Source organism: Amycolatopsis sp. NPDC004625 (assembly GCF_040609695.1).
Taxonomy (GTDB): domain Bacteria; phylum Actinomycetota; class Actinomycetes; order Mycobacteriales; family Pseudonocardiaceae; genus Amycolatopsis.
Window position 1 is genome coordinate 253,486 of sequence record NZ_JBEXKX010000007.1, and the last position, 24,000, is coordinate 277,485.

A 24,000-nucleotide genomic window follows, 5' to 3' on the forward strand; every position below is an offset into this window, starting at 1 on the left:
TGATTGCCGCCCGTGGCCCATCACTGGCGCCGAGCTCGGCGCGTCCCCGCTCTGATCCGCTCAGTCGGGCACGACCGGCAGCCGGAACCGCATGCGCAGGCCATGCTCCAGCGGTTCGGCGGCGACCTGCCCGCCGTGGGTCTCCACCACCTGGCGCACGATCGCCAGGCCCAGCCCGGAACCGGGCATCGACCGGGCCTGGGTGGAGCGGTAGAACCGGTCGAACACGAACGGCAGGTCGGCTGCGGGGATACCGGGGCCTTCGTCGGTGACCGAGAACTCGCCATCGGCCACGGTGATCGTGATTTCGCCGTCGGGTGGGCTCCACTTCACCGCGTTGTCCACGAGATTGCCGATGGCCCGTTCGATCGCGTCCGGGTCGACGTGCACGAGGCACGGGGTCAGGGTGGACGTGAACCGAGGGGCTGCGGTTCGCGTGGCGGCCTTGGCGATCACGGTCTTCGCCACCAGGTCGAGCCGGGTGTCCTCGGTGTGGGCGGTGTTTTTGCCGTAACGGGCGAGGTCGACCAGGTTGTTGATCAGCGACCGCAGTTCCCGTGCCTGGCCGATCGCGTCCTGCACGAGCGCGGGGGCCTCGGGCGCGCGCAGGCCGTCGCCGTCGGCGAGCAGTTCGAGGTTGGTGGTGAGGCTGGTCAACGGGGTGCGCAGCTCGTGTGAGGCGTCGGCGACCAGGTGCCGCTGTGCCCGCATGGACGCGTCCAAAGCAGATGTCATGGCGGCGAAAGCCTGACCGAGGTGGCCGATCTCGTCACGTCCGGTCAGGTGGTCGACGGGCGCGGTCAGGTCGTGGGTCGCGGTGATGTGCTCGACGGTCCGGGTGAGCTGCTGGACCGGCCGCAGCACCCGGCGCGCCGCCAGCCGCGCGGTCACCGCGGCCACCAGACCGCCCCCGAGGGTCAGCGCGACCAGCAACGCCGCCAGCGAGGCCAGGATGGCGGCCTGGTCGTCCTGCCGCTGGGCGACCCGCATCAGTCCACCCGGCGGCTTGCCCATCCCGGAGGTGAGGAGCCGGTACGCGACGCCGTTGTAGGTCGTGTCCTGGAAGTACGCGGGCTGCGTGCCGTTGGCGACGTCCGCGTCCCGTGGGGTGATCTCGACGAAGGCCCGGTTCGAGCCGGGATACACCGGCCCGCCGACGAACTGGACCAGCATGCTGCCCAGTTCGACCGGCTCGTCGATGGGGATCTTGTCGCCGGACTCGGCGACCTTCTGCTTGAGCTGGCGGGCGAGGGAATCACCCTCGCCGATGCCCTGCTTCAGCGACGCGTCGACCTGGTGACCCATGATCGACCGCACGGCCGGGTAGACCACCAACGACGCCACGGCCAGCGCCAGCAGCACGACAACTCCACCCGCGAGGCCAACCCTGGCGCGCAAGGTCATGGTTCTTCCCGCAGCACGTATCCCAGGCCGCGCACGGTCTGGATCAGCCGGGGCTCACCGGTGGATTCCAGTTTCCCGCGCAGGTAGGAGATGTAGACCCACAACTGGTTAGATGCGGGCCCGAAGTCATAGCCCCACACCGATTCGAAGATCAGCTCGCGGCTCAGCACGCGCTGGGGGTTGCGCAGGAACAACTCCAGCAGCGAGTACTCGGTGCGGGTCAGCTCGATCGCCCGCCCGTTGCGCTGCACCCGGCAGGTGGTGGTGTCCATCTCGATGCCGGCGAACCGCAGCACCTCCTGGACCGCGCCGCTGCGCCGCAGCAGAGCTCGCAGCCGCGCCCGCAGCTCGTCCAGCGCGAACGGCTTGACCAGGTAGTCGTCGGCGCCCGCGTCCAGCCCGGCGACCCGGTCCTCGACCAGGTCGCGCGCGGTGAGCATGAGAATCGGCGTCTGGTCACCACGGCGGCGCAGCCGTCGGCAGATCTCCAGGCCGTTCGGTTCGGGAACCAGCACGTCCAGCACGATCACCTCGGGTCGCGACCGGCCGAGCTCGTCCAGCGCCTGCACGCCGTCGGCCGCGAGGGACACCTGATAGCCGTCCCGGCGCAGCGCATGCTCCAGCGAGCGGCGGACGGCCTCGTCGTCATCGACTACCAGTACGCGCACGCGCCCAGTATGGAGCACCCCACGGTGTCCGGACCGGCCGTCGGCCGGCCCGGACACCCCGGCGGAGAGGATCACTTCCCGCTCGGCGCCCCGCCCTTGGGCTTGTCGCCCTGCTGCTCGGCGAACTCCTCCTTCACCTTGCGCAGCCCGTCCAGCAGCCGCTGCGGGGTGGTCCCCAGGCCCTTGGCGATGGCGATGAACACCGGATCCTTCATGACGTCGTCGCCCTTGCCGCCGACCTTGTCGAGGTCCTTGAACACCTGCCGGGCCCGGTCCTCGCCGATCTTCAGCTCGGCGGCCAGCAGCTTGACCACCTCGGCCGGAACGCCCGCCTCCTTGCCGGGAACGGGTTTGCCGGGGCCGGGTTCCCCGGACAGTGCCTGCAGCACCTTTTCCGCACGGGCAACCGTGATCCCCAGTTCCTTGGCGAACGCGGCGATGGCCGTGGCCTGGTCGGTTCCGTTGACCACAGCGCGTTTCAGGTTGTCCAAGGCGGTGGTCAGCCGCTTGACCGTCACGTGCAAGCTCGCGGCGACCTTGGCGAGCTGCTCGTCGTTCTTCCTGCCTTCGTCCTTCTTCCCACCGTCCTGCTTGCCGTTGTCCTTCTTGCCGTCGGGCTGTGCCGACGACGACGGAGCCGCCGGAGCCGCTGCCGACGCGGCGGCCGCGCCGGTCACGGCCGTCAGGCCGGCCACGATGGCCGCGGCGACGAGTCTGGTCCGAATCCCCATGTGTGTGTCCTCGCTCGATGCACGGCACCGGCCCATCCGGTGCCGCCCCCACCACACCAACCGCACTTCAGCGAGACTTTCACCCGACTTTGGAATCACCTAAGGACGTCGTCGCAGGTTTCCGGCCGCCACGAGCTTTGCGGACGTTGCGTGGGGTCGATGTGGTCAGGGTGTCGCCCCGACAAGACATTCGGGATTCGGCGCTACCGGGCTGACGGTCGTAGCGGTGAGTTCGATCCGCTGCCCGTTGTGCCGGAGGGTTGCTGGGGCATCCGGCTGAGGCCGTCGAGGATGAGGTCGAGCCCGAACTCGAACTCGTCGGCGAAGGTGAATCCCGTCTTCGGCAGTTCGGTGACCACCTCGGCGAGGTAGGGGTAGTCCTCGAGGCCCGACGGCTGCCGGTCCACGACGGCTTTCTGCCGCCGCGCGGCTTCCGCCGGGATGTCGCCGGCGAGGGTTTTCTCCTGGAGGGCGAACCCGTAGACGTAGGCGTCCATCAGGTTGTACGCGTGCACGGCCATGCGGAAGGGAAAGCGCGCGTCACGGCGGAGACAGCGCATCACGGCGTTGTGGTGGTGCAGGTTCGCCGGTCCCGGAGTACCCGTCTCCATCCGGCCGACCGCCCACGGGTGCCGGAGCAAAGCCTGCCGCATCGACGTGGCGCGGTGGTGCATGGCGGTGCGCCAGTCGACGTCGGCGGGGACCTCGACCTCGGCGAAGACCAGGTCGACCATGCCGTCGAGGAGCTCGCGCTTGTCCGCCACGTGCTTGTAGAGCGCCATCGGCACGACGCCGAGCCGGTCGGCCAGCCTGCGCATCGTCAGGGCCTCGAAGCCGCCCCCGTCCGCCAGTTCGACGGCGGCGCGCAGCACTTTGGCGCGGTTGAGCCGTTCCCGGCCGCCGGCCGCGGCGGTGTCCTGCATCGGCGTCCTCCACCTCCTGACCGGCTGCCCCGGTCTTGACAGGTGTACATCGTACGCCTAGCTTGGGCGCGGAAGAGGTGTACGTTGTACACCTCGGTCGCATCCCTCTCGGAGGAGCAAGGCATGAGCGCCACGCCAAGACCCGGCAAGACGAAGCAGTTCCCCACAGCGCCCGGCGAACGGGGCCTTTCGCGGGCCGCCGGAATCGCTGCCGCGATCGCGGGGGCGCTGTTCATCGCGGTCCAGATCGGTCATCCGGCCATGGACGTCCCGGCGGTCACCACCACCGACTGGGCCGTGCGCAGCACCGCGAAGGCGGTTATGGCCGCGCTGGCGCTCGTCGGCATCACCGGCATGTACCTGCGTCAGGTGCGGCAGACGGGAATCCTCGGGTTCCTCGGTTACGTGTTGTTCGCCGCCGGCTACCTGCTCATGTTCAGCATCGAGGTCGTCGCCGCCGCCGTTCTGCCCGCGCTGGCCCCCACGATGCCCGGCTACGTCGCCGATGTCCTCGCTGTCGCCTTCGGTGGCACCGCAAAACAAGGAATCGGCGCCATGCAGACCGTCATCGCGGCCGGCTCCGTCGGTTACCTGGTGGGCGGGTGCCTGTTCGGCATCGCGTTGTTCCGGGCGCGCGTCCTCGCCCGGTGGGCGTCGGCGCTGCTGGCCGCGGGCACCGTCGCCACGGTCGCGCTCGCGGTGCTCCCGGAGTCGTTCAACCGGCCGTTGGCCGTTCCGACGGGAGTGGCGTTGATCGGTTTGGGCATCTCGCTGTGGCGGGCCCGACCGGCCGGCGACAACTCGGCGCTTCCCGCTGTGGAACACGCCGCCGCGCGGTGATCATCGACGCCGGCGCCACCCGCGCGGTGCGGCGGGGATGAGGCAGTATCCCGGTCCCGATGACTCACGCTCGTCGTCATGAGTGGCGTTGAAGGGCAGGCGCCGCATCGTTGCTGGCCGCGCGAGGCAGCTTCGCTCAGTGCTTTTCGTTGACGGGCCGGCCCTGATCGTCAAGCTCAAGAACGTTGGCAAAGACGGCGAAACAGATCTCCATCTGGGACGGCGAGTCCTTGAGCTCGTCCCAGTAGTCGATCCCGTCCAGCATCGGATGGCCGACAGAGCCCCGGGCGACCCATCCGGCAAACCGACGGATCGCCCCTGATGCGCCGGGGCTGAGATGTGTGGACACGCACGGGAACGTACCCGACGCCGTTGGCTGCGAAGTCCTCGATTCGGCCGGAGCGCGTGTCACCTCGACCGGCTCGCGGCCAGTGGGCGGTGTCGGGGCAGTCACCACGGTTCGGAGCGGAGGAGTGCCGTGGCCAGCGGTGTCTGGCGGTAGAGCACTTCGCGGCCGCGCCGGGTGGCGGTGACCAGTCCGGCCTGGCGAAGGACCGTGAGGTGCTCGGAGACCGTTGCCGGAGCGAGGCCGAGGCGGTGGGCCACGCTGCCGGTGGTGCTCGGGACGGCGGTCTCGGCCAGCACCGACGCGCGTCCGGAGCCGAGGAGGCGCCCGACAGCGGGTGATCGGGTGGCCGGTTCCCACAGTTGTGCCGTGCCGAGCATCGGGTAGACCAGCGCGGGAGGGGGGACGGAGGTGTCGTCGGTGGGGCCGATTCCCAGGTTCGGCCACCCGAAGGCCGTGGGCACGAGAACGAGGCCGCGGCCGCGCAGATCCACCGTGCCGGCACGGAAGCCCGTGAGATGCAGCTCGTCGTCCTTCCAGATCGCTCGCCGGTGCAGGTCGGCGAACAGTCTCTCCAGGCCGCCGTCGGCCAGCTGGCGAGCCCGGGTTGCGATGTCGGCGTCGAGCAGGCCCCGGATCCGGTCCCACAGCGGCTCGACCAGCGCCTGCCAGGCCAGGTGCTGCTGGGTGGCCAACGTGTCCCTGGCGATTACGGGGTCGCCGACGAGGATTCGGTGGAGATCGTCGCGCAGGGCGTGGCTGTCGAGGCGGCGAACGTGTTCGGCGAGTTCGGCGGCGACGGTGGCGGGATCGGCAGCCCGGACCTGCGCGAGGTCGTCGTCGATGGTGGTGAGCGGGCTGGTCGGGCTCGGCCAGAGGAAATCCGGTCCGTACCCGTTGCTCGGGGAGGCCGCGTGCAGCAGTCCCAGATCGAGCCGGGCGAGGTCGGGCTGGACATCGCGCAGCCACGGCAGGTACCAGCCGTGGCGGCCCGGCGCCTTGAGCACCAGGAGGGCCGACATCGTTTCCTGCAGCGGGGAGATCGCGAACCGGCACCGGGCCGCGTCCCCGCGTCCGAACTTCAGCACGAGCGTCATTTCGCGAAAACGCTACCCGAGGATTCGGCCCCCACCGAATCCCGGCGACCGCCGGCCCGGTTGCCGCACCCTCACGGTCGTGGCCGAACCATCGCCGACGCCCGCGACCCCGGTGCCCGGGACTCGCCTCCTTGCCGGCAACCCCGCGTTCCGGTCGTTGTGCGCGTCACGAGCGGTGTCGTTCGTCGGTGACGGGATCACCACGACCGCTCTCGTCCTGCTAGTCGCCCCACGAGACGGCCCCACTGGCGTGGGACTGCTGCTGGTGGCGAACGCTTTGCCCCGGCTCGGCGGGCCGCTGGCCGGCGTCCTCGCCGACCGGGTCCCGGCACGCCGGTTGATGGTGCGGTGCGAACTGGCCTCGGCGCTGGTGATCGGGTTGACCGCGAGCACGCTGCCGCCCCTGCCGGTGCTGGCCGCGCTCGTGGCGGCCGCCGGGATCCTGGCGACCATCCGGAACCCGGCCGGTCGCAGCCTGGTCCCCGTCCTGGTCGACGCGGCCGACCGCGCGCCGGCCAATGCCCTCTTCGGCCTGGGCCGAACCCTGACGCTCACCGTCGGTCCGGGCTTGGGAGGTGTGCTGGGAGCAGCTCCCGGGGGCGCCCACACCGCGCTGGCCGTCGACGCGGCCACCTTTCTCGCGTCGGCCCTGCTGCTGCGCGGACTGCCGGCCATCGCGCAGACCCGCGACCCTGGTGCGGCCACGGGAGTGTGGGCCGAAGCGGGCGAAGGAGTGCGGTACGTCGTGGCGGATCGGCAGATCCTGACGCTGGTCCTCGGTCTCTTCCCGCTCGTCGCCTTCGCCGCGGTGGACAACGTCGCGCTGGTCTTCCTCACCGGCGACGTGATCCACGCCGGCCCGGCCGGGTACGGCGTCACAGCCGGTGCGTTCGGCGCCGGAATGGTCCTGGCCTCGCTGGCCTGTTCCCGGCTGGCTCGCGGGCGCAGGCCGCTCGTCCTGCTCGTCCTCGCGGTCGTGGCCACCGGCGCCGGCACGGTCGTCACCGGACTGGCTCCGCTTCTCGCGGTGGTCGTCGCGGCGCAGCTGGTGGCTGGGGCCGGCAACGCCGTGGAGAACATCGCGTACGACACCGTCGTGCAGGACCTCGTGCCCCGCCCGTTCCTCGGCCGGGTGTTCGGCACCATCGGCACCGCCGCCCAGCTGGGCGCGGCTTTCGCCGCCGTGCTGGGCAGTTTCCTCGTCGCCGTGGTCGGTGCCCGCGCCACCTTCGTCCTCGCCGGCACCGGGACATTCCTGGTCCTGCTTCTTCTGGCGCGGTCGCGGCCGGTCGGGTGAGCAGCGGCACGAGTGTGGGTTCCGGGACGAGCGCGCGGCAGCCACGGTGATCGATTGGGTAGCCTCGGCAACTGTGAGCTGGCTGCCCGACGACTTCGTCCACCCCGTCCACACGCCCGTGCCCGGCACCGGGCTTCACCTGCGGCCGATCCGCGAGGCGGACACCGCTCTGGACTACCCCGCGGTGATGGGCTCCCGGGAGCGCTTGTGGGGGATCTTCGGGCCGGCCTGGTCCTGGCCCAGGGAAACGATGACCTACGAGGAGGACCGCCTCGACCTGCTGCGGCACGAGAAGGAAATAGCCGCGCACCAGTCGTTCAACTACGCGCTGCTGGATGACGAGGAGACCGCGATCCTCGGCTGCGTGTACATCGACCCGCCCGAGCGCACCGGTTCCGACGGCGAGGTGTCCTGGTGGGTGGTCGACGACCTCGTCGGCAGCGAAGCGGAGCGCGCGCTCGATGCGCTGGTGCCACAGTGGATCGCCGCGGACTGGCCCTTCGAACGGCCCCGCTTCCTGGGCCGCGACATCACCTGGCAGGACTGGCTCGCGTTGCCGCCGATCTCGTGACATGCGGTTCGCGCCGGGCCGGCCGGCGGTGACCTCCCGGCCGAGCCGACCGGCCCGGAAGCGTGCCGGCTCGCGCCTTACCGCGGATCGACTACGCCGCCTGCTCCACGGCCGCCGGGAGGCCGAGCAGGATTCGGTACTGGGTCTCGAATGCCGCCAGCACACCTCCGATGTCGTGCCGGCCGATGATGGCCCGGGATGCCTCGCCCATGCGGGCTCGCCGGTCCGGATCCGCGGCCAGGTCGGCTATCCAGCGGGAGATCGTCGAGATCGCGCCCGGTTCGAACAGGTAGCCGTTTTCGGTGTGGTGGACCAGGTGGGGGAGGGCCAGTGCGTCGGCCGCGATGATCGGGAGGCCCGCCGCCATCGCTTCCATCGTGGCGAGGCTCTGCAGCTCGGCCGTGCCCGGCATGCAGAACACGTCGGCCTGTGCGTAGCGGTGCACGAGTTCGGCGTCGGACACGAAGCCGTGGAAGGTCGCCCGTACGCCCAGCTCGGCCGCGAGTTCTTCGAGCTCCTGGCGGCGGGTGCCGTCGCCGACGAGGTCCGCGTGGACGTGCGGCAGCGGGGCGAGCGCGCGCAGCAGCTGGCCGACGTTCTTCTCCGCGTCGAGCCGGCCCACGAACAGGACCGACATCGGCCGGTCGAGCGGCCGGGCCGGGGCCGCATAGTGGGCGAGGTCGATGCCGCAGGACACGACCTCGGCCGGCCGGCCGAGGCCGATCCCGGCGAGGACCTCCGCCGCTCGCGGGGTCGGCGTGGTGACGATGCGGGCGTTGCGGTAGACGCGCACGAGGTCCTTCCACGCCCAGCGGGCGAGCGCCTCCTTCACCCGCCGGGGGAACGGCGTGTAGCCGAGGAGGTTGTCCGGCATGAAGTGGTTCGTGGCCATGCCCGGGACAGCGCGCTCGGCGGCCGTTTCGAGCAGGGCGCGGCCGACGCCGAAGTGGGCCTGGACGTGGACGACGTCCGGGCGGACCCGGTCCAGGATTTCGCCGGCGGCCGCCCGGGCGCGGCCGGGGGTGCAGAACCGGTAGTCACCGTGGAACGGGATGGCGTGCGAGGGGATCCGGTGGATCGTGTAGCCGTCGCGCTGCTCGGTGCGGGCCGGGCCGTCGTCGGACGGGCAGGCGACGTGGACGTCGTGGCCGCGGCCGGCGAGCCCGCGGGCCAGGCGCTCGGCGAAGAACGCCGCGCCGTTGATGTCGGGCGGGAACGTGTCGGCGCCGATCAGGACGCGAAGGCCGGTCGGGGGCACGGGATTCTCCTCGGATGTCGATGGAACCTGGGGAACGGCACCGGCGAGCACGCGCACGCCGGCGAGCGCGACGACCGCGGCGACCGCCGCCGCGGGCTGCGGGACCTCGCCGTAGGCCAGCGCGGCCACGGCGACCGCGGTGAGCGGGTCGAGCACCGTCGCCGTGCCGACGACGACGGCGGTGGGACCCGCGGCGTAGGCGCGGTGCAGGAGCACGCCGCCGGCGCCGAGCAGCAGCAGGGCCTGGCCGCTCAGCAGCGCCGCGGTGAGCGGCGGCTGCGACGCGGCCGCGTGCACGACCGACGACCCGAGTCCGAAAAGGACGGCCGCGGCGGCGGCCAGCGCGGCACAGCCGGCCCGGGCGAACCACACCAGTGCCGTCAGCGCGAACCCGGCGACGGCGACGGCTTCGGCGCTCGTCGCGCTGATCACGCCGGTGTGGGACGTCGAAGCCGCGAGGGCCACGAACCCGGCGACGCCCGCCACGACGAGCACGACCGCGGCCACCACCCGCCGGCTGCGGGCCCGCCGTCCGAAGAGGACGGTCAGGACGAGGCTGAACACCCCGAGCGGCTGGACCACCGGGAGCGGGGCCAGGGAGAGGGCGACGAGGTGCAGGAGGCTGCCGCCGGTCGCCAGGCCGGTACCGGCCCACCAGCCGGGAGACCGCAGCAGCCGGGAGAGGGTGCGCAGACCGGGTGTGCCGTCGACGGCGAGACCGGCGACCTCGGCGTGCTGGCGGGTCGCGGCCACGGCGAACAACACGGCGGCGAGGAGGGCGCAGGCGATCGCGAGGACGGTCATCGGGTGGCCTGCCGCGGGGTGGTGGTCCGGGCGTCACTTCGCCGACACACCGGACGGGCCGCGCGCTGCCGGGCGATCGCCGGGCCGGTCATCGGGTGGCCTGCCCGGCTTCGATCGCCGCCACCGCGGAAGGCGGCCGGGCCGCGCGCCGCAGCACGACCGCCATCGTCGCGACGATCGCGAACTCCGCCAGCAGCGCGGCCCGCTCGAACAACCCGGCCGGCAGCCAGCTGACCACCTGGGCCGCGCCGAACCCGCCCGCCGTCACCACGCCGGCGATCGCGCCCCGCCGCAGGACCGGCGCCACCGCGAGCCACCGCGGCTCGGCCCGCAACCGGGTGCTCAGCGTCCACGCCGCGAGCGGCAGGCTGGCGAACAACACCGCTCCGCCCGCGCGGTGGATCTCGCCCGACACCGTCGGCGCCGCCGCGTCGACGTTGCTCCGGAACACCAGCACCACCGCGACTCCCGCCGTCCAGAGCAGGAAGAACGTGCTCACCAGCGGGCCGCGGGGCAGCGCGGCCAGCCGGGCGGCGATCGCCAGGGCCGCCGCGGTGGCGAGCAGCAGCAGAAGCGCCAGGGTGAACAGCGGCCGGCCGCCGCGGTGCCAGGCGTAGTCGCTGACCGGGTCTCGCCAGGGGTCGACGTGGCCGGCCAGCCCGAACGTCAGCCCGGTGATGATCGCCTGCGCGGTCGTCGCCGTGACCAGGGTCAGGGTCGGCGCCAGCGCGGTCCGTGGGGTCACCCCTCAGACGGTGTCGCCCGTCCATGAGAGTTCAGTGAAGATCGCGCTGGGTTTCCTTAAGAAGTGGGAAGACGAGGTCGAACCGCGCGCCCCCGCGGCCGGCGCGGGCGGCCGAGACCCGGCCGCCGTGCTGGGTGACGACCTGCTCGACGATGGCCAGCCCGAGGCCCGAACCCGGCAGTGCCCGGGCGGTGTCGGCCCGGTAGAACCGCTCGAACACGTGCGGCAGGTCCGTCTCGGGCACGCCCGGGCCCTCGTCGTCGACGCGGACGCACACCGTCTCGCTCGCCGCCGACATCGTCACCTGGACCGTTCCGCCCGGCGGCGACCACTTGGCGGCGTTGTCGAGCACGTTGAGCACCGCCCGCTCGACCGCGGCGGGCCGCGCGAGCACGTCGGCCTCGGCCAGCTCGGCGTCGAACGAGACGTTCGGCCACCGCGACCGGGTGCGCTCGACGGCCGCGGTGACGACGTCGGCCAGCGCCAGGCGCTCTTCGGCTTCGGTCGGCCGTTCGCCGGTGGACAGCTCGACCAGCTCGCCGATCAGCGCGGTCAGTTCGACGGCCTGGGTGTCGAGGTCGGTCAGCAGCCGCGAGCGGTCTTCGGCCGAGAGCTGCCGCTCGGGGTTGGCGTCGGCGTGGATCAGCAGCTCGATGTTGGTGCGCAGGCTCGTCAACGGCGTCCGCAGCTCGTGCCCGGCGTCCTCGACCAGCCGCCGCTGCTCGTCGCGGGAGCGGCTCAGCGCGCCGAGCATCGCGTTGAACGACGTCGCCAGCCGTCCGATCTCGCCGGTCGCGGTGACGTCGATCGCCGCCGACAGCTCCTGCGTGCGGGCCACGTTCTCGGCGGCGGAGGTGAGGTCGTCGACCGGCTGGAGGGCCGAGCGGGCGATCGCCCGGCCGACCACCGTGGCGCCCAGCACCCCGGCGGCGGACACCGCGAGCAGCCAGAAACCCAGCCGCCCCAGTGCGTCCTCGACGTCTTCGGAGTCCTGGGCGACCTGGACCGTGCCCCCGCCGGAGCGCGGGGCCGTCCACATCCGGAACCGGCCCCCGTCGCGGTGGATGTTGGCCGCCCGGCTGATGTTGAACAGGCCGTCCGGCGGCGGGGGCGGCAGTTCCGGGATCGCCCCCGCGACGCCGGTGACGACGCCGGCGGCCGAGCTGAACTGGACGGTCAGCCCGTTGTTCCGGTCGGGCCCGGGTTTGGTGGTGGAGCGCAGGGTCGAAAGGGCTTCCGCCGGCGACGCGGCCTTCGCGGCGAGCTGGGCGTAGGACTGCAGCCGGGCGTCGAACTGGTCGTAGAGGTCGGCGCGCGTGATGCCCCAGGAAATCGCCGAGACCGTCACGACGGCGATCGCGACCGCGGCCGCCACCAGGACGCCCAGCCGGGCGCGCAGGGACAGCGTCTTCCAGCGGGGCCGCTTCACAGCGGCTCCTCGCGCAGCACGTAGCCGACGCCGCGCACGGTGTGCAGCAGCCGGGATCCGCCCTCGGCCTCCAGCTTGCGGCGCAGGTAGCTGACGTAGACGTCGAGCCCGTTGGACGCGGCCCCGAAGTCGTAGCCCCACACGTGCTCGAACATGACCGAGCGGGTCAGCACGATCCGCGGGTGGTGCAGGAACGTCTCGAGCATCGCGAACTCGGTGCGGGTCAGGTGCAGGGCGCGGCCGCCGCGGAAGACCTCGCGGGTCGCCGGGTCGAGGGTGACGTCCGCGAAGCGCAGGGCCGCCGGCGCGGGGGGTGCGAGCGGGACGTGGTACTCCGTGCGGCGCAGCAGCGCACGCACCCGGGCCAGCAGTTCCTGCAGCGCGAACGGCTTGACGAGGTAGTCGTCGGCGCCGGCGTCGAGGCCGGCGACCCGGTCGGTCACCGCGGTCCGCGCGGTCAGCATCAGGACCGGCACGGTGTTGCCCTCGGCCCGCAGCACCCGGCACACCTCCAGGCCGCCGAGCACCGGCATCGTGACGTCGAGGAGCACGCCGTCGGGCTGTTCGGCGCGGATCACGGCCAGCCCGGCGGCCCCGTCACCCGCGACGGAGACGGTGTAGCCCTCGAACCGCAGCGTGCGCGACAGCGAATCCTGCACGGCCGTCTCGTCGTCGACGATCACCAAGTGCACCCGGCGTCCCTTCCTCCGGCGTCCGACGACACACGGTAACTGTAGTCGAGGTTTTCGCGGGGGCGCCGAACTCTCATCGAAGATTAACGAACGCCGGCGCCCGGCCACGATTTCCGCGGTTAGCCTCGGGGGAAGTGCTTTCCGGAGCGAAAGAGGAAACGATGAGCGACAACGCGCCGGGTACCACCGTGCCCGAAGGCATCCGCTGCTCGGATGCGGAACGTGAGCGGGTCCGCGCCGCCCTCTACGCGGCGGCCGGGGAAGGCCGGCTGACGATGGACGAGGTCGAAGACCGCCTCGGCCGGCTCGAGGGGTTCCGCTACCGGCACGAACTGGCTTCGGTCACCGCCGATCTGCCCGCGCCGGAAGCGCGCGGCCTCGAGGGGTGGCGGCAGATCCTGGCCGCCACCGGCGCCGCGCTCGCCGCCGAGTTCGCCGTGCTGCGCGGCCGGGCCCCCGAACCGGCGCCCGGCCGCCGCCGGCTGCTGATCCTGCTCACGGTCCTGGCCGGGCTCCTGGTCACCGCGGCGATCGTCGCCGGTGCCGTGCACGGTTTCGGCCCGGACGGGTTCGAAGGCCACGGACCCGGCGCGCTCGGGCACGGCCACGGCGACTGAGCGCCGCGGGGTCACCGGGCCCGGGCTTCGTCCGCGGTCAGGGCCCGGTTCCACACCCGGACGTCGTCGATGCGGCCGGGCCAGAAATCGCTGTGGTGCCCGCCGGAAACCGCGCGGCCGATCGCCAGCGGGCCCGGGGCGGCGTCCCCGGCGGGCTGGTGCCACGTCCGGGCCTGGGCGACGCCGTCGACGTACAGGACGTAGGTTCCGGCGTCGGCGTCGTGCACCCCGGTCAGGTGGTACCAGCGCCCGGGTTGCGGGGCGGCGTCCGACAGGGCGCGGCCCGAGGCGGTCGAGAACGCCAGGCGGTCGTCGGCCGCGGAGTACTGGAGGTAGAAGCCGCTGCTCGGGTCGCCGTCCTGGCTGACCGCCGTCGCCCACGAGCCGGTGCGGTCCAGCCGGACCGAGGCGCTGACCGAGTAGTTCCCGGTGGTGTCCACGACCGGACCGCCGGTGGCCGCGTACTGGCTCGAACCGTCGAGCTGCACCGCCGTTCCGGACGTGCCGGGCACCCACGCGGGGGAGCCGGTCAGGGTGGCGTCGTGCGTTCCCGCGCTGTCGTGGGCGACGGTGCCGCTGCCCTCGTCGAGCGGCCAGGCGCCGACCGGGTCCCGCTGACCGGCCGGGTGCGCCACCTGCAGGCGCTGGAACAGGTGCGTGGTTTCGGTCCCGCCGCCGGGGCCGCGGTAGGACGCCGTCGCGGACAACGCCGCGGCGCTGCCCGGCTCGGCCCCCGGCGGCGCGGTCAGCGTGTAGCTCCAGGTGCCGCTTTGCCCGGGCGGGATCGCGGCGGGCGCGCGGCCGCAGGCCGTGACCGACCACCCGACGGGCACGGCGAGGCTCAGCCGCGGGGAGACGAGCGGGCTGCCGGTGGTGTTCCGCACGGTCACGGTCAGCGGCGTGCTCCGGCCGGCCGTGACGACGCCGTCGGCGTTGGCCGGACCGGCGGTGATCCGGGCGTCCGGGCTCGACGGCGTCCAGGACTGCAGCTCGCCGACGCCGACGAAGGCGCCCGGCGGGTTGGTGAAGACCAGCCGGATCTTGCTGGTGGTCAGCGTGGGGAAGGTGACGCGGTTGACGCCGTTGCCCACCGGGTTCGCCGGTTCGCGGGCCTGGCCGGGGACCTCCTGCCAGGCCGAGCCGGTCCAGTACTCCAGGCGGTAGGCCGCGGCCGGCCTGACGCCGCCGCCGTCGTCGTAGCCGTGCCAGCGGAGGTCGCCGACCGGGGTCGGGACGCCGAAGTCGACGCCGTAGAAGTCGCTCGCGTTCGGTGAGGCGTAGTTGGTCCAGCGGGTGTTTTCGGGCACCTCGGCGTACCAGACCTTGCCGTCGAGGGCGCTCCACGGGTTGTCGTTCGGCCACGTGTACGACGTGATCGGCCGGGGGTAGCCGGTGCGCAGGGGGTTCGCGGCGTCGTTCACGAGGTGGCCGGGCCGGAGGAGCAGCGTGCGGCCGACGTCGATCGTGGTGGCGCGCAGGGTGGCGGAGTGCTGGGCGAGCCGTCCGTCGACGTAGAGCCGCATCCCGGCGCCCTGGCCGTAGTGCGTGCCGTCGCGGTCCCACAGCACGGTGACGGCATGCCCGTGGTAGGGGACGTTTTCGGCGGCGAAGTGGTCCCATGTGGACGGTGTCAGCGGCTGGACGCGCAGGGTGGTGTCGCTCTGCGGGCGAAGGCCGATCAGTCCGGAAAGGACGAGATCGGTGTAGGTGGAGTGGTTGTAGTCTTCGCTGTGGTTCGGCCCGTCGTAGCTCCACGAGTCGCGGTCGGGGTCGTGGGCCTCGGCGACGTAGGGCTTGCCGTTCTTCGTCTGCGTACGGGCGTACGTCGCCAGCGCGGCGGCGTAGTCCTCTTTGGACACCGTGGTCTGGGCCGGGTAGTCGTCGAGGAGGTTCGCCAGGCCGGTCAGGGTCTGCGCGGTGGCGAACGGCCAGCTCGGCCCGTCCCAGCGGCAGCAGGAACCGGCGTCCTTCATGAAGAACGGGCTGCGGCGCTCGGCCGTGGCCGGGCCGTAGGCGCTCGCGAACCCGGCGGGGTCGAGCAGCTGCGACCACGCCGTGCTGTCGGCGGGCTGCGCCGCGCCGAACATCCAGGGCAGGTAACCGATCTGCTCGCGGCTGCCGGAGAGCCGGTGGTCCGGGTTGCCGTCGCGGGCCATCGCGAAGTAGAAGCCGCGTTGCGGGTCCCACAGCCACTTCCGCAGCGCTGCCTTGAGGTTCGAAGCGCGCTGGGCGTACTCGGAGGCGAGCCGGTGATCGCCCGCCGCGTCGGCGATGCGGCTGATCGCGAGGGCGTCGCCGTACTGGTAGGAGTTGAGCGTCGGCCGGTAGCCGGCGCCACCGTGGTAGGGATCGGGTGACTCGTAGGAGGACGCGGAGAACTCCATGGCGTCCCACACCGGGACCGACCAGTACAGGCCGAGACCGGCGTCGAACTGCTTGTCCCATCCACGGTACTGGCGCACGAGGGCCGGCAGCAGTTCGCGCAGGGGGGCGAAGTCGCCGGTCACCTGGGCCTGTCCGTAGGCGGAGGTGGCCAGCCAGACGCTGTACTCGTGCGCCCAGTCGGTGGTGTCGGCGTTGACGTCGTCGGTGGCGGGCTTGGCGCCCGCGCCGGGCCCGGTGAGCCAGAACCGCAGGTAGTCCTGGCCGTAGCCCGGATCCCGCAGCCACCGCCCCTCGGTCAGCTGGTGCCCGGCGGCGGCGTTGATCGCCTGGTAGGGCGCGGCGTACCCGCAGCAGTCGAGGAACTCGGTCGAGATCCAGCCGTCGGCGGGGTTCGTGTAGCGCAGGTGCTCCTTGAAGACGCGCCAGCGGTAGTAGTAGACGCTCTGCATCGTGGCGTCGGGCAGGTCGACGAAGGGGATGTTGGCCTCGTACCAGCCGGGCTCGGCGTACCCGGCCAGGGCGGCCGCGTGGTCGAGGAAGCGGGTTCCGGAGCCGGCGGTGTCCGTGGCCGCTTCGGTGACGCCGGTGAGCCCGACCGGCGCGAGAAGCAGCACCAGGGTGGCCAGCCAGGTGGTTCTCCGGGATGGTCGCCGGCGCATCGGGCCTCCAGGTTTACAACGTTGTAAAACACAGGCTCGACCACTATCGCCCAAAATCCCCCAGAAGGGAACACCCCGCTCTCACCCCGGATGCCGCTGGGCCGTGACACCCCGGCGGGTGTCGCCCGGCAGGGGACGCACGCGCTGGAGATCGCGGCGGTTCGTCGAACTCAGCTGCCACGGCACGCTCGTCACCATCACCCCCGGCTCGAACAGCAACCGGCCCTTCAGCCGCAGCGAGCTCTGGTTGTGCAGGATGTTCTCCCACCAGCGGCCGACGACGTACTCGGGGATGTACACGCTGACCACGTCACGGGGACTGGCGCGGCGGAGGCTCTTCACGTACTGCACGACCGGCCGGGTGATCTCGCGGTACGGCGACTCGAGGACCTTGAGCGGCAGCTTCATCCCGCGCTGCTCCCACTGCTTCTGCAGGTCGCGCGTGTCGGCGTCGTCGACGTCGACGGTGATCGCGGTGAGGGTGTCGGGCCGGGTGGCGCGGGCGAACGCGAGCGCCCGCTGGCTGGGTTTGTGCAAAGTGGACACCAGCACGATCGCGTGGACGCGGCTGGGCAGCAGTTCGAACGCTTCGTCGGGCTGCAGTTCTTCGCGGACGTGGGTGTAGTGCCGGTGGACGGCCCGCATCAGGCCGTAGAGCAGCGGGATCGCGATGACGACGAGGTACGCGCCGTGGGTGAACTTGGTGACCAGCACGACGGCGAGGACGATGGCGGTGAGGGCCGCGCCCAGGGCGTTGATCAGCCGTGAGCGGTGGGCCGCCCGCCGGTCGCGCGGGTCGGTGGTGGCGGCGAGGACCCGGTTCCAGTGCTTGACCATGCCGGCCTGGCAGAGCGTGAACGACGTGAAGACGCCGAGGATGTAGAGCTGGATGAGCCGGGTGGTGGAGCCGTCGAAGGCGAAGATCAGGACGGCGGCGACCAGCGACAGCGCGATGATGCCGTTGGAGAAGGCCAGCCGGTCGCCGCGGGTGTGCAGCTGCCGGGGCAGGTAGCGGTCCCGGGCGAGGATCGAGGCCAGCAGCGGGAACCCGTTGAACGCGGTGTTCGCGGCCAGCACGAGGACGAGGGCGGTGGCGGCCTGCAGCACGTAGAACAGCACGGTGTGGTCGCCGCCGAACACCGCGGCGCCGATCTGGCTGATGACCGTGCGCTGCGGGTCGCTGCGGCAGTCGCCGGCGAACCCGGTCAGGTCGCAGGTGTTCTCCGCGATGTGCACCTTGCTGATCAGGGCCAGCGCGGTGATGCCGCCGAACATCACGACGGCGACGGTGCCCATGGCGGTCATCGTGCGGGCCGCGTTCAGCGCCTTCGGCTTCCGGAACGCCGGCACGCCGTTGGAGATCGCCTCGACCCCGGTCAGCGCGGTGCAGCCGGAGGCGAACGACCGCAGCAGCAGGAAGACCAGGGCGAACCCGGTCAGGCCGACCTGTTCCGGCCGGACGCCGTACCCCGCGCTTTCGGCGACCGGAGGGTGCCCGGTGAGGGCGCGGCCCAGCCCGGCGACGATCAGCAGCAGGACCGACGCGATGAACAGGTACGTCGGCGCGGCGAACGCCCGGCCGGACTCGCGGATGCCCCGCAGGTTCATCGCCATCAGCAGGACGACGAAGCCGATGTTGAGCGCGATCCGGTGGTCGTCGAGCTCCGGGACGGCCGAAATGATGTTGTCCACTCCGGACGCGACCGAGACCGCGACGGTCATGATGTAGTCGACCATCAGGGCACCGGCGACGACCAGCCCGGCACGGCTGCCGAGGTTGCGGGAAGCGACCTCGTAGGAGCCGCCACCGCTGGGGTAGGCCTTCACGACCTGGCGGTAGGAGATCACGACGACGGTGAGCAGCACCGCCACCGCCAGCCCCACCCACGGCGCCAGCGTGAGGTAGGCGAGCCCGCCGAGCGACAGGATCAGCAGGATCTCCTGGGTCGCGTAGGCGACCGAAGACAGCGGATCGCTGGCGAAGATGGGCAGCGCGAGCCACTTCGGCAGCAGCGTTTCGCCGAGGGTGTCGCTCCGGAACGGCCGCCCGAGTACCAGCCGTTTGAGCCATGACGTGGGTGCCGGCACACCCGCAGCGTGCCTCCCGGGACGGGCGACCGGCGTACGGAAAACGTCAAGATACGGGCGCCGGCGTAGGGATTGCGCAAACGTCCCGGGGCTGGTCGTCAGAGTCCCGTCAACGACACTGGCCAGGGGCGGGCGACTTCGGACGGGCCGCGCCCGGGCGCGTCGCGTAGGCTGGCCCCGGCGCGCCGGGAAGTCTGGTCGGCATCCGGATTCGGATCGGGAGGACCGGCTGATGCGCGGGGTCGAAACCGTCTTGTTCCTCGTTGTCGTGGCGACCGTGGTGGCCACCTTCGCGCGACGGCTGCGCGTCCCGGCGCCGTCGCTGCTCGTCGTCGCCGGGGTCGTCGTCGGGCTGGTGCCCGGCGTCCCCGCCGTGGCGGTGACCCCGGACGTGATCAGCCTGGTCGTGCTGCCCCCGCTGCTGTTCGCGGCGGGGGAGGAGCTGCCGTGGCGGGACCTGCGGGCGGTCGGCCGTCCGGTCGCGGTGCTGTCGGTCGGGCTGGTGCTGCTGTCGGCCGCGGCGGTGATCGGGGTCGCGGTCGCGGTGACGCCGTTGCCGGTCGGCATGGCGTTCGTGCTGGGCGCGGTGCTGGCGAGCACCGACCCGGTGGCCGTGACGGCGCTCGCGCGGCGCCTCGCGCTGCCGCCGCGGGTGCAGGCGCTGATCCAGGCCGAGAGCCTGTTCAACGACGCGACCAGCCTGCTGCTGTTCCGGGTGGCGCTGTTCCTGGCCGTCGCCGGCGGGGCCGCGTCCTGGGGCCGGACGCTCTCGGAGTTCGCGGTGCTCGCCGGCGGCGGGGTGGCGGTCGGGGTGCTCACGGCCCTCGGCGCGTTCCTGATCCGGCGGCGCACCGAGGACCCGGTGCTGGAGACGGTGATCTCCTTGGTCACGCCGTATGCGGGGTACGTCGTCGCGGAGTCCGTCGGCGGCTCCGGGGTGACCGCGGTCGTGGTGGCGAGCGTGATCCTCGGGACCCAGGCCGAACGGCTGACGACGGCGCGGATCCGGCTGCAGGTCGGCGCGGTGTACCAGACCGTGGTGTTCCTGCTGGAGAGCGTCGTGTTCGGCCTGATCGGGCTGCAGCTGCCCGCCCTGGTGCGCCGGGTGGCCGGCGGCGGGGCGTGGTGGCTGCTGCAGGCGGTGGCGATCGCGGCGACGCTGCTGCTGGCGCGGCTGCTGCTGGTGTTCGTGCTCTCGGCGCTGCGGCAGCGCCGGGAAGCCGGCCGGGTTTCGTGGCAGGTGCCCGCGGTCGTTTCGTGGGCGGGCGCGCGGGGGGTCGTGCCGCTGGCGGCGGCGCTGTCCCTGCCGGTGGCGACGCTGGACGGCTCCGCACTGCCCGCGCGCGACCTCGTCCTGCTGCTGACCACGGCGGTGATCGTGCTGACGCTCGTGGTCCAGGGCTTCACGCTGGCGCCGCTGGTCCGCCGGGCGGGAATCGCGCTCGACCCGGCCGACCTGCGGACGGAGTACGGCACCGCGCGCCGGAAGCTCACCGAAGCCGGGCTGAGCCACCTGGACCACCTGGCGGAGACCGAGTCCGCGCCGGCGTTCGCCGTCGACCGGCTGCGGGCGAGCCGGCAGGCGCGGCTGGACCACCTACGCGGCGACACCGACGAGGAAGCGACGGACTGGGTGCGCGGCGTCGACTACCGGGCCCTGCGGCGCGAGCTGATCGACGTCGAAGCGGCCGAGCTGGCCCGGCTGTTCGAGGCGGGCGAAATCACCGACGGCACCCGGCGGCGCATCCAGCGGCTGCTGGACCTGGAGTACACGGGCCTGGAGGACTGAACGACTCGGCGCAGCTGCCGGCGCACCTGGTCGCGAATCCGGCCGGGCAGCTTCGGATCCCCTTCGAGGACGCGCAGGGCCGCCAGACCGGCGGCCGAAGGCCCGTCGGGCGGTCCGCGGAACCGGCGCCACGCCTTCACTTCGGACCGGCCTGGATTTCGTCGACGGCCCGGAGCATCGCGGCGCCGAACTCCGCCGGCCGGGCGACCGGGAAGTCGTGGTCGAACGGGACCGCGACGGTGGTGGCGCTGAGCTGGGCGGCGAGCTGGCGTTGCCGGTGCGGTGGGCAGACCGCGTCGGCTTCGGTGACGATCACCGTGGCCGGTGTTCCGTTCAGGGGAGCCAGCCGGCCGCGCAGGTCGTAGCCGGCCACCGCGCGGCCCGTGGCCAGGTGGTGGGACAACGGCACCCGCGCGAGTTCGCGGTGCAGCCACGGCCACCGGGATTCGAAGTCCGGGACGCGCCGGTTCGCACCGAAGTACCGCGCGGCCACCGACGTTCCCGCGCCGAAGCGGGTCAGCGGCCGGCTCGCGGCGAGGGTCCGCCAGAACACGCGGTCGCGCCGGGACTGGGCGTAGTTCAGCGCGCCGGCCGACAGCACCAGCCCGGCGACGCGGTCCGGCCGGGTGACGGCCAGCTGCAGCCCCACCGGGCCGCCGAGGGAGAACCCGCAGACGACGGCTTTCCCGATGCCCAGCGCGTCGAGGACGGCCACGGCGTCCTCGGCCAGATCCGGGATCGTGAAGGTCCGGGCGTCGAGCCGGGTGCGGCCGTGACCGCGCTGGTCGAACCCCGCGAACGGGTACCGGGACGCCAGGTCCGGCAGCAGGCCGAAGAAATTGCTGTCCAGGGACAGGGTCCAGCCGTGGAGCAGCAGGACCGGCAGGCCCGGCCGCGAACCGCCGGACAGGTTGTCGCGGACGAACACACGGCCCCGGCCCGGCAGCGTCAGCATGCGGCCGGCGGGCAGGTCGGGCTGCCACGAAAGGCCCGCCGACGGCCGGACGGGCCGTGCCAGCCCGGTGAGCCGGCGGCGCAGGGAAATCGGGCCATCGTCTGCCACCGGGACCTCCTGCCGGCTCACCCCGTCCTTGCTGACGGTGTGCCAACAAGGCTGGGGCAAGGCCGTCGCCGGTGTCAACCGCGCGAATCTGCGTCGCGGGTGATCGAAGTGTCCGGGCGGCTGTCGGCCGATCTTGGGCGTACCGTGATGCAAAATCCGTGCAAAACCCGAGGAGACCGCATGAGCAGCACTCCCGAACCGCGGTCGCTCAGCTCGAGTGAGGTCGCCCGGGCGCTCGGCGTCTCGCAGGTCACCCTGCGGACGTGGGAACAGCGGTACGGCATCGGCGCCTCGGACCGGGAGGAAAACGGCCGCCGCCGGTACACGGCCGAAGACGTCGAACGGTTGCGGCGGATGCGGGCGCTGCAGGCGCAGGGCACGCGCGCGCGGGAAGCCGCCCGGCTGGTGCTTTCGCGGTCGGCGGCGGAAACCACCGTCGAGCGGCGGCGGAAGCGGATCGCCGAGGCCGCCGAACTGCTCGACGTGGCCACCATGGGCGGCCTGGTCGACGAGGCCCTCACCAGCCTCGGGGTGGCGAAGTCGTGGACCGAGGTCGTCGCGCCGGTCCTGCGCGTGATCGGGGAGCGCTGGGCGAAGGCGGGCGACCGCAACGCGATGGCCGCGGAGTGGGCGCTCGCCGCCGCGGCTTCGGCGGCGTTGGACCGGTTGCGGACGCCGGTGCCCGCCCGGGCCGGCCGGGGGCCCGTGCTGTTCGTCTGCGGGCCGGCGGAACGCCACGAGCTGCCGGTCAAGGTGCTCAGCGCGGCCCTGGGCGACGACGGTGCGCCGTCGATGTTCCTCAGCGGCCTGGTGTCGATCGACGTCCTGCGGGTGGTGGCGGCCCGGCACGCCCCGAGCGCGGTGGTGGTGTGGTCGATGACGTCGCCGTCCGCGGATGTCCGGACCCTGCACACCCTGCACGCCGAGGGGATCCCGGTGCGCCCGGCGGGCCCGGGCTGGCGCGGTCTGCCGACGGTCGGCGAGCCGCTGCCGCCGTCGTTTTCCGGCGCCTTGGCGGCCTTCGGCGGGTGACCGGGCTCGGGGCGCCGCCGAACCGGGCACACGCGACGGCCAGCGGCCCGATGGTGTTCTGCACGAAGGAAAGCAGCACCGCCGGCGCATCACCGGGGAAGCGGACCAGTGCCGCCCAGGCCGAGCCGGCGACGAGGAACACGGCGAGCAGCGCCGCGACGGTGATCGCCGTGCGCCGCAGCCGCTCGTCCCGGGTGTCCACAATGGTCAGTGCCAGCGCCGCGTGGAGGCCGAGGGCCACCGCCGCGCCGAAGGCCGGCCAGCCGAAGGGCAGCCAGGTGAAGCTGTCCGCCGTGGCGGCCGCCGACAGCACGGCCGTGAGGGCGGCACCGGCCCCGGCGAGCCGCGGCCCCACCGCGGTCATCGCCGTCCCCGGTCCAGGGCACGGGTTTCCGCGGGCGGGTCCGGGGTCAGCAGCGAGCCGGGAACGGGCTGCCCGGCCGAGCCCAGCTTGTTCATCTTCTTCGGCACGGGCGCGCCCTGGTACTCGAGCGGGGTGGCGGCGAGCGGCTGGTGGATCTCGATGAACTCCCCGTGCGGCAGCCGCCGGATGATGCCCGTTTCGACGCCGTGCTCCAGCACCTCGCGGTCGGCCCGCTGCAGGCCCAGGCAGATGCGGTAGGTGACGAAGTAGGCCAGCGGCGGCCCGACGAGCAGCCCGATCCGGCCCGCCCACGTCATCGCGTTGAGGGAGACGTCGAACTGGACGGCGAGGATGTCGTTGAAGCTGGACAGGGTGAGCACGAGGAAGAACACGATCGCCATCGCCCCGATGGACGTGCGGACCGGGACGTCCCGGGGTCGCTGCAGCAGGTTGTGGTGCGCGGTGTCCCCGGACAGCTTCCGCTCGATGAACGGGTAGCTCAGCAGGAGCGTCACGAGCACGGCGATGCCGATCGCACCGGCGAAGAACACCGGCGGCACGGTGTGGTCGCCGACGTAGAGCTCCCACGGCGGCCACACGCGCAGCAGCCCGTCGGCCCACCCCATGTACCAGTCGGGCTGGGAACCGGCGGAGACCTGGGAGGGGTTGTAGGGGCCGAAGTTCCACACCGGGTTGATCTGGAACAACCCCGACATCAACGCCAGGACCCCCACGACCAGGGTGAAGAACGCCCCGCCCTTGAGCGCGAAGTACGGCATGATCCGCACCCCGACCACGTTGCTCTCCTTGCGCCGCACCCCCGGGAACTGGGTGTGCTTCTGATACCACACCAGCGCCAGGTGCGCCCCGACCAGCGCCAGCATGATCCCCGGCAGCAACAGGATGTGCAGCGTGTACAACCGCGGGATGATCTGATCACCCGGGAACTCCCCACCGAAGAGCGCCCAGTGGATCCACGTCCCGGCCACCGGCACCGACAGCACGATCCCCGACAGCGTCGCCCGGATCCCGGTACCCGAGAGCAGGTCATCCGGCAGCGAATACCCGAAGAACCCCTCGAAACAGCCCAGGATCAGCAGCAACCCGCCGATCACCCAGTTCGCCTCACGCGGGCGCCGGAACGCACCGGTGAAGAAGATCCGCAGCATGTGCACGGCCATCGACGCCACGAAGATCA

At 72.4% G+C, this 24,000-nt stretch carries 20 protein-coding genes; 6 read left to right on the top strand and 14 right to left on the bottom strand.

The annotated features are described in order from the left end of the window. Positions 1-60: 60 nt before the first annotated feature. From ABZW17_RS10990 to ABZW17_RS11005, 4 genes are all read right to left on the bottom strand, one after another. The gene (locus ABZW17_RS10990; RefSeq protein ID WP_354811994.1) at positions 61-1,404 is read right to left on the bottom strand and encodes a HAMP domain-containing sensor histidine kinase; all 1,344 of its coding nucleotides are present in this window, start codon (positions 1,402-1,404) and stop codon (positions 61-63) included. Then, positions 1,401-2,072, bottom strand: a complete 672-nt coding sequence (locus ABZW17_RS10995) for a response regulator transcription factor (protein WP_354811996.1) — start codon at positions 2,070-2,072, stop codon at positions 1,401-1,403. The genes ABZW17_RS10990 and ABZW17_RS10995 overlap by 4 nt, the downstream gene beginning before the upstream one ends. A 71-nt stretch (positions 2,073-2,143) precedes the next feature. Further along, positions 2,144-2,803 carry a hypothetical protein gene (locus tag ABZW17_RS11000; RefSeq protein WP_354811998.1) on the bottom strand — a complete coding sequence of 220 codons (660 nt, stop codon included), beginning with the start codon at positions 2,801-2,803 and terminating at the stop codon, positions 2,144-2,146. Positions 2,804-3,006: 203 nt separating this feature from the next. After that, complete coding sequence (locus tag ABZW17_RS11005) at positions 3,007-3,726, bottom strand: TetR/AcrR family transcriptional regulator (RefSeq protein WP_354812000.1); 720 nt, start codon at positions 3,724-3,726, stop codon at positions 3,007-3,009. A 123-nt stretch (positions 3,727-3,849) separates the two neighbouring features. Here ABZW17_RS11005 and ABZW17_RS11010 point away from each other — a divergent pair, with 123 nt between their 5' ends. Further along, positions 3,850-4,566: a hypothetical protein gene (locus tag ABZW17_RS11010; protein WP_354812002.1), complete on the top strand. Its 717-nt coding sequence runs from the start codon at positions 3,850-3,852 to the stop codon at positions 4,564-4,566. 136 nt (positions 4,567-4,702) lie between these two features. Here the strand turns inward: ABZW17_RS11010 and ABZW17_RS11015 are convergent, their stop codons facing one another. Both ABZW17_RS11015 and ABZW17_RS11020 read right to left on the bottom strand, forming a co-directional pair. Beyond that, positions 4,703-4,915, bottom strand: a complete 213-nt coding sequence (locus tag ABZW17_RS11015) for a hypothetical protein (protein ID WP_354812004.1) — start codon at positions 4,913-4,915, stop codon at positions 4,703-4,705. Positions 4,916-5,016: 101 nt separating this feature from the next. Then, positions 5,017-6,009, bottom strand: a complete 993-nt coding sequence (locus tag ABZW17_RS11020; RefSeq protein ID WP_354812006.1) for a DUF5937 family protein — start codon at positions 6,007-6,009, stop codon at positions 5,017-5,019. A gap of 79 nt (positions 6,010-6,088) precedes the next feature. Here ABZW17_RS11020 and ABZW17_RS11025 point away from each other — a divergent pair, with 79 nt between their 5' ends. Together ABZW17_RS11025 and ABZW17_RS11030 are read left to right on the top strand one after the other, a co-directional pair. Then, on the top strand, positions 6,089-7,306 hold the full coding sequence (locus ABZW17_RS11025) for an MFS transporter (protein WP_354812008.1): 1,218 nt from the start codon (positions 6,089-6,091) through the stop codon (positions 7,304-7,306). A gap of 73 nt (positions 7,307-7,379) precedes the next feature. Next, positions 7,380-7,877, top strand: coding sequence for an N-acetyltransferase (locus ABZW17_RS11030; protein ID WP_354812010.1), 498 nt, complete (start codon positions 7,380-7,382; stop codon positions 7,875-7,877). A gap of 91 nt (positions 7,878-7,968) precedes the next feature. Here ABZW17_RS11030 and ABZW17_RS11035 read toward each other — a convergent pair whose 3' ends face one another. From ABZW17_RS11035 to ABZW17_RS11050, 4 genes are all read right to left on the bottom strand, one after another. Next, a complete protein-coding gene (locus ABZW17_RS11035) occupies positions 7,969-9,939 on the bottom strand; it encodes a glycosyltransferase (RefSeq protein ID WP_354812012.1) in 1,971 nt (656 codons plus the stop codon). A gap of 88 nt (positions 9,940-10,027) precedes the next feature. Next, positions 10,028-10,684 carry a DUF998 domain-containing protein gene (locus tag ABZW17_RS11040; protein WP_354812014.1) on the bottom strand — a complete coding sequence of 219 codons (657 nt, stop codon included), beginning with the start codon at positions 10,682-10,684 and terminating at the stop codon, positions 10,028-10,030. A 31-nt stretch (positions 10,685-10,715) separates the two neighbouring features. Further along, a complete protein-coding gene (locus tag ABZW17_RS11045) occupies positions 10,716-12,113 on the bottom strand; it encodes a HAMP domain-containing sensor histidine kinase (protein ID WP_354812016.1) in 1,398 nt (465 codons plus the stop codon). Beyond that, a complete protein-coding gene (locus tag ABZW17_RS11050; RefSeq protein WP_354812018.1) occupies positions 12,110-12,805 on the bottom strand; it encodes a response regulator transcription factor in 696 nt (231 codons plus the stop codon). Before ABZW17_RS11050 ends, ABZW17_RS11045 begins: the two co-directional genes overlap by 4 nt. Positions 12,806-12,966: 161 nt before the next feature. On the opposite strand from ABZW17_RS11050, the gene ABZW17_RS11055 reads away from it, so the two are divergent. Continuing rightward, entirely contained in the window at positions 12,967-13,422 is a 456-nt protein-coding gene (locus ABZW17_RS11055) for a DUF1707 domain-containing protein (RefSeq protein ID WP_354812020.1), read from the top strand. An 11-nt stretch (positions 13,423-13,433) separates the two neighbouring features. Here ABZW17_RS11055 and ABZW17_RS11060 read toward each other — a convergent pair whose 3' ends face one another. Both ABZW17_RS11060 and ABZW17_RS11065 read right to left on the bottom strand, forming a co-directional pair. Then, positions 13,434-16,466, bottom strand: a complete 3,033-nt coding sequence (locus ABZW17_RS11060) for a LamG-like jellyroll fold domain-containing protein (protein ID WP_354812022.1) — start codon at positions 16,464-16,466, stop codon at positions 13,434-13,436. Between the two features lie 81 nt (positions 16,467-16,547). Further along, positions 16,548-18,554, bottom strand: coding sequence for an APC family permease (locus tag ABZW17_RS11065; RefSeq protein ID WP_354812024.1), 2,007 nt, complete (start codon positions 18,552-18,554; stop codon positions 16,548-16,550). A 232-nt stretch (positions 18,555-18,786) separates the two neighbouring features. Here ABZW17_RS11065 and ABZW17_RS11070 point away from each other — a divergent pair, with 232 nt between their 5' ends. Continuing rightward, positions 18,787-20,343 (top strand): Na+/H+ antiporter, encoded by a 1,557-nt coding sequence (locus ABZW17_RS11070; protein WP_354812026.1) that lies wholly within the window; start codon positions 18,787-18,789, stop codon positions 20,341-20,343. Positions 20,344-20,479: 136 nt separating this feature from the next. On the opposite strand, the gene ABZW17_RS11075 is transcribed toward ABZW17_RS11070, so the two are convergent. Next, positions 20,480-21,406, bottom strand: coding sequence for an alpha/beta hydrolase (locus ABZW17_RS11075; protein WP_354812028.1), 927 nt, complete (start codon positions 21,404-21,406; stop codon positions 20,480-20,482). A 180-nt stretch (positions 21,407-21,586) separates the two neighbouring features. Here ABZW17_RS11075 and ABZW17_RS11080 point away from each other — a divergent pair, with 180 nt between their 5' ends. Next, a complete protein-coding gene (locus tag ABZW17_RS11080) occupies positions 21,587-22,438 on the top strand; it encodes a MerR family transcriptional regulator (RefSeq protein WP_354812030.1) in 852 nt (283 codons plus the stop codon). A gap of 360 nt (positions 22,439-22,798) precedes the next feature. Here ABZW17_RS11080 and ABZW17_RS11085 read toward each other — a convergent pair. Then, on the bottom strand, positions 22,799-24,000 hold a 1,202-nt coding region (locus ABZW17_RS11085; protein ID WP_354812031.1), incomplete at its 5' end, for a cytochrome b.

Excerpts from the sequence above, each read along its gene's own strand:
- ABZW17_RS11005 (WP_354812000.1), bottom strand. The coding sequence starts at position 3,726 with ATGCAGGACACCGCCGCGGCCGGCGGCCGGGAACGGCTCAACCGCGCC.
- ABZW17_RS11000 (WP_354811998.1), bottom strand. The coding sequence starts at position 2,803 with ATGGGGATTCGGACCAGACTCGTCGCCGCGGCCATCGTGGCCGGCCTG.
- ABZW17_RS11060 (WP_354812022.1), bottom strand. The coding sequence starts at position 16,466 with ATGCGCCGGCGACCATCCCGGAGAACCACCTGGCTGGCCACCCTGGTG.
- ABZW17_RS11080 (WP_354812030.1), top strand. The coding sequence starts at position 21,587 with ATGAGCAGCACTCCCGAACCGCGGTCGCTCAGCTCGAGTGAGGTCGCC.
- ABZW17_RS11010 (WP_354812002.1), top strand. The coding sequence starts at position 3,850 with ATGAGCGCCACGCCAAGACCCGGCAAGACGAAGCAGTTCCCCACAGCG.
- ABZW17_RS11020 (WP_354812006.1), bottom strand. The coding sequence starts at position 6,009 with ATGACGCTCGTGCTGAAGTTCGGACGCGGGGACGCGGCCCGGTGCCGG.
- ABZW17_RS11055 (WP_354812020.1), top strand. The coding sequence starts at position 12,967 with ATGAGCGACAACGCGCCGGGTACCACCGTGCCCGAAGGCATCCGCTGC.
- ABZW17_RS10990 (WP_354811994.1), bottom strand. The coding sequence starts at position 1,404 with ATGACCTTGCGCGCCAGGGTTGGCCTCGCGGGTGGAGTTGTCGTGCTG.
- ABZW17_RS11035 (WP_354812012.1), bottom strand. The coding sequence starts at position 9,939 with ATGACCGTCCTCGCGATCGCCTGCGCCCTCCTCGCCGCCGTGTTGTTC.
- ABZW17_RS11070 (WP_354812026.1), top strand. The coding sequence starts at position 18,787 with ATGCGCGGGGTCGAAACCGTCTTGTTCCTCGTTGTCGTGGCGACCGTG.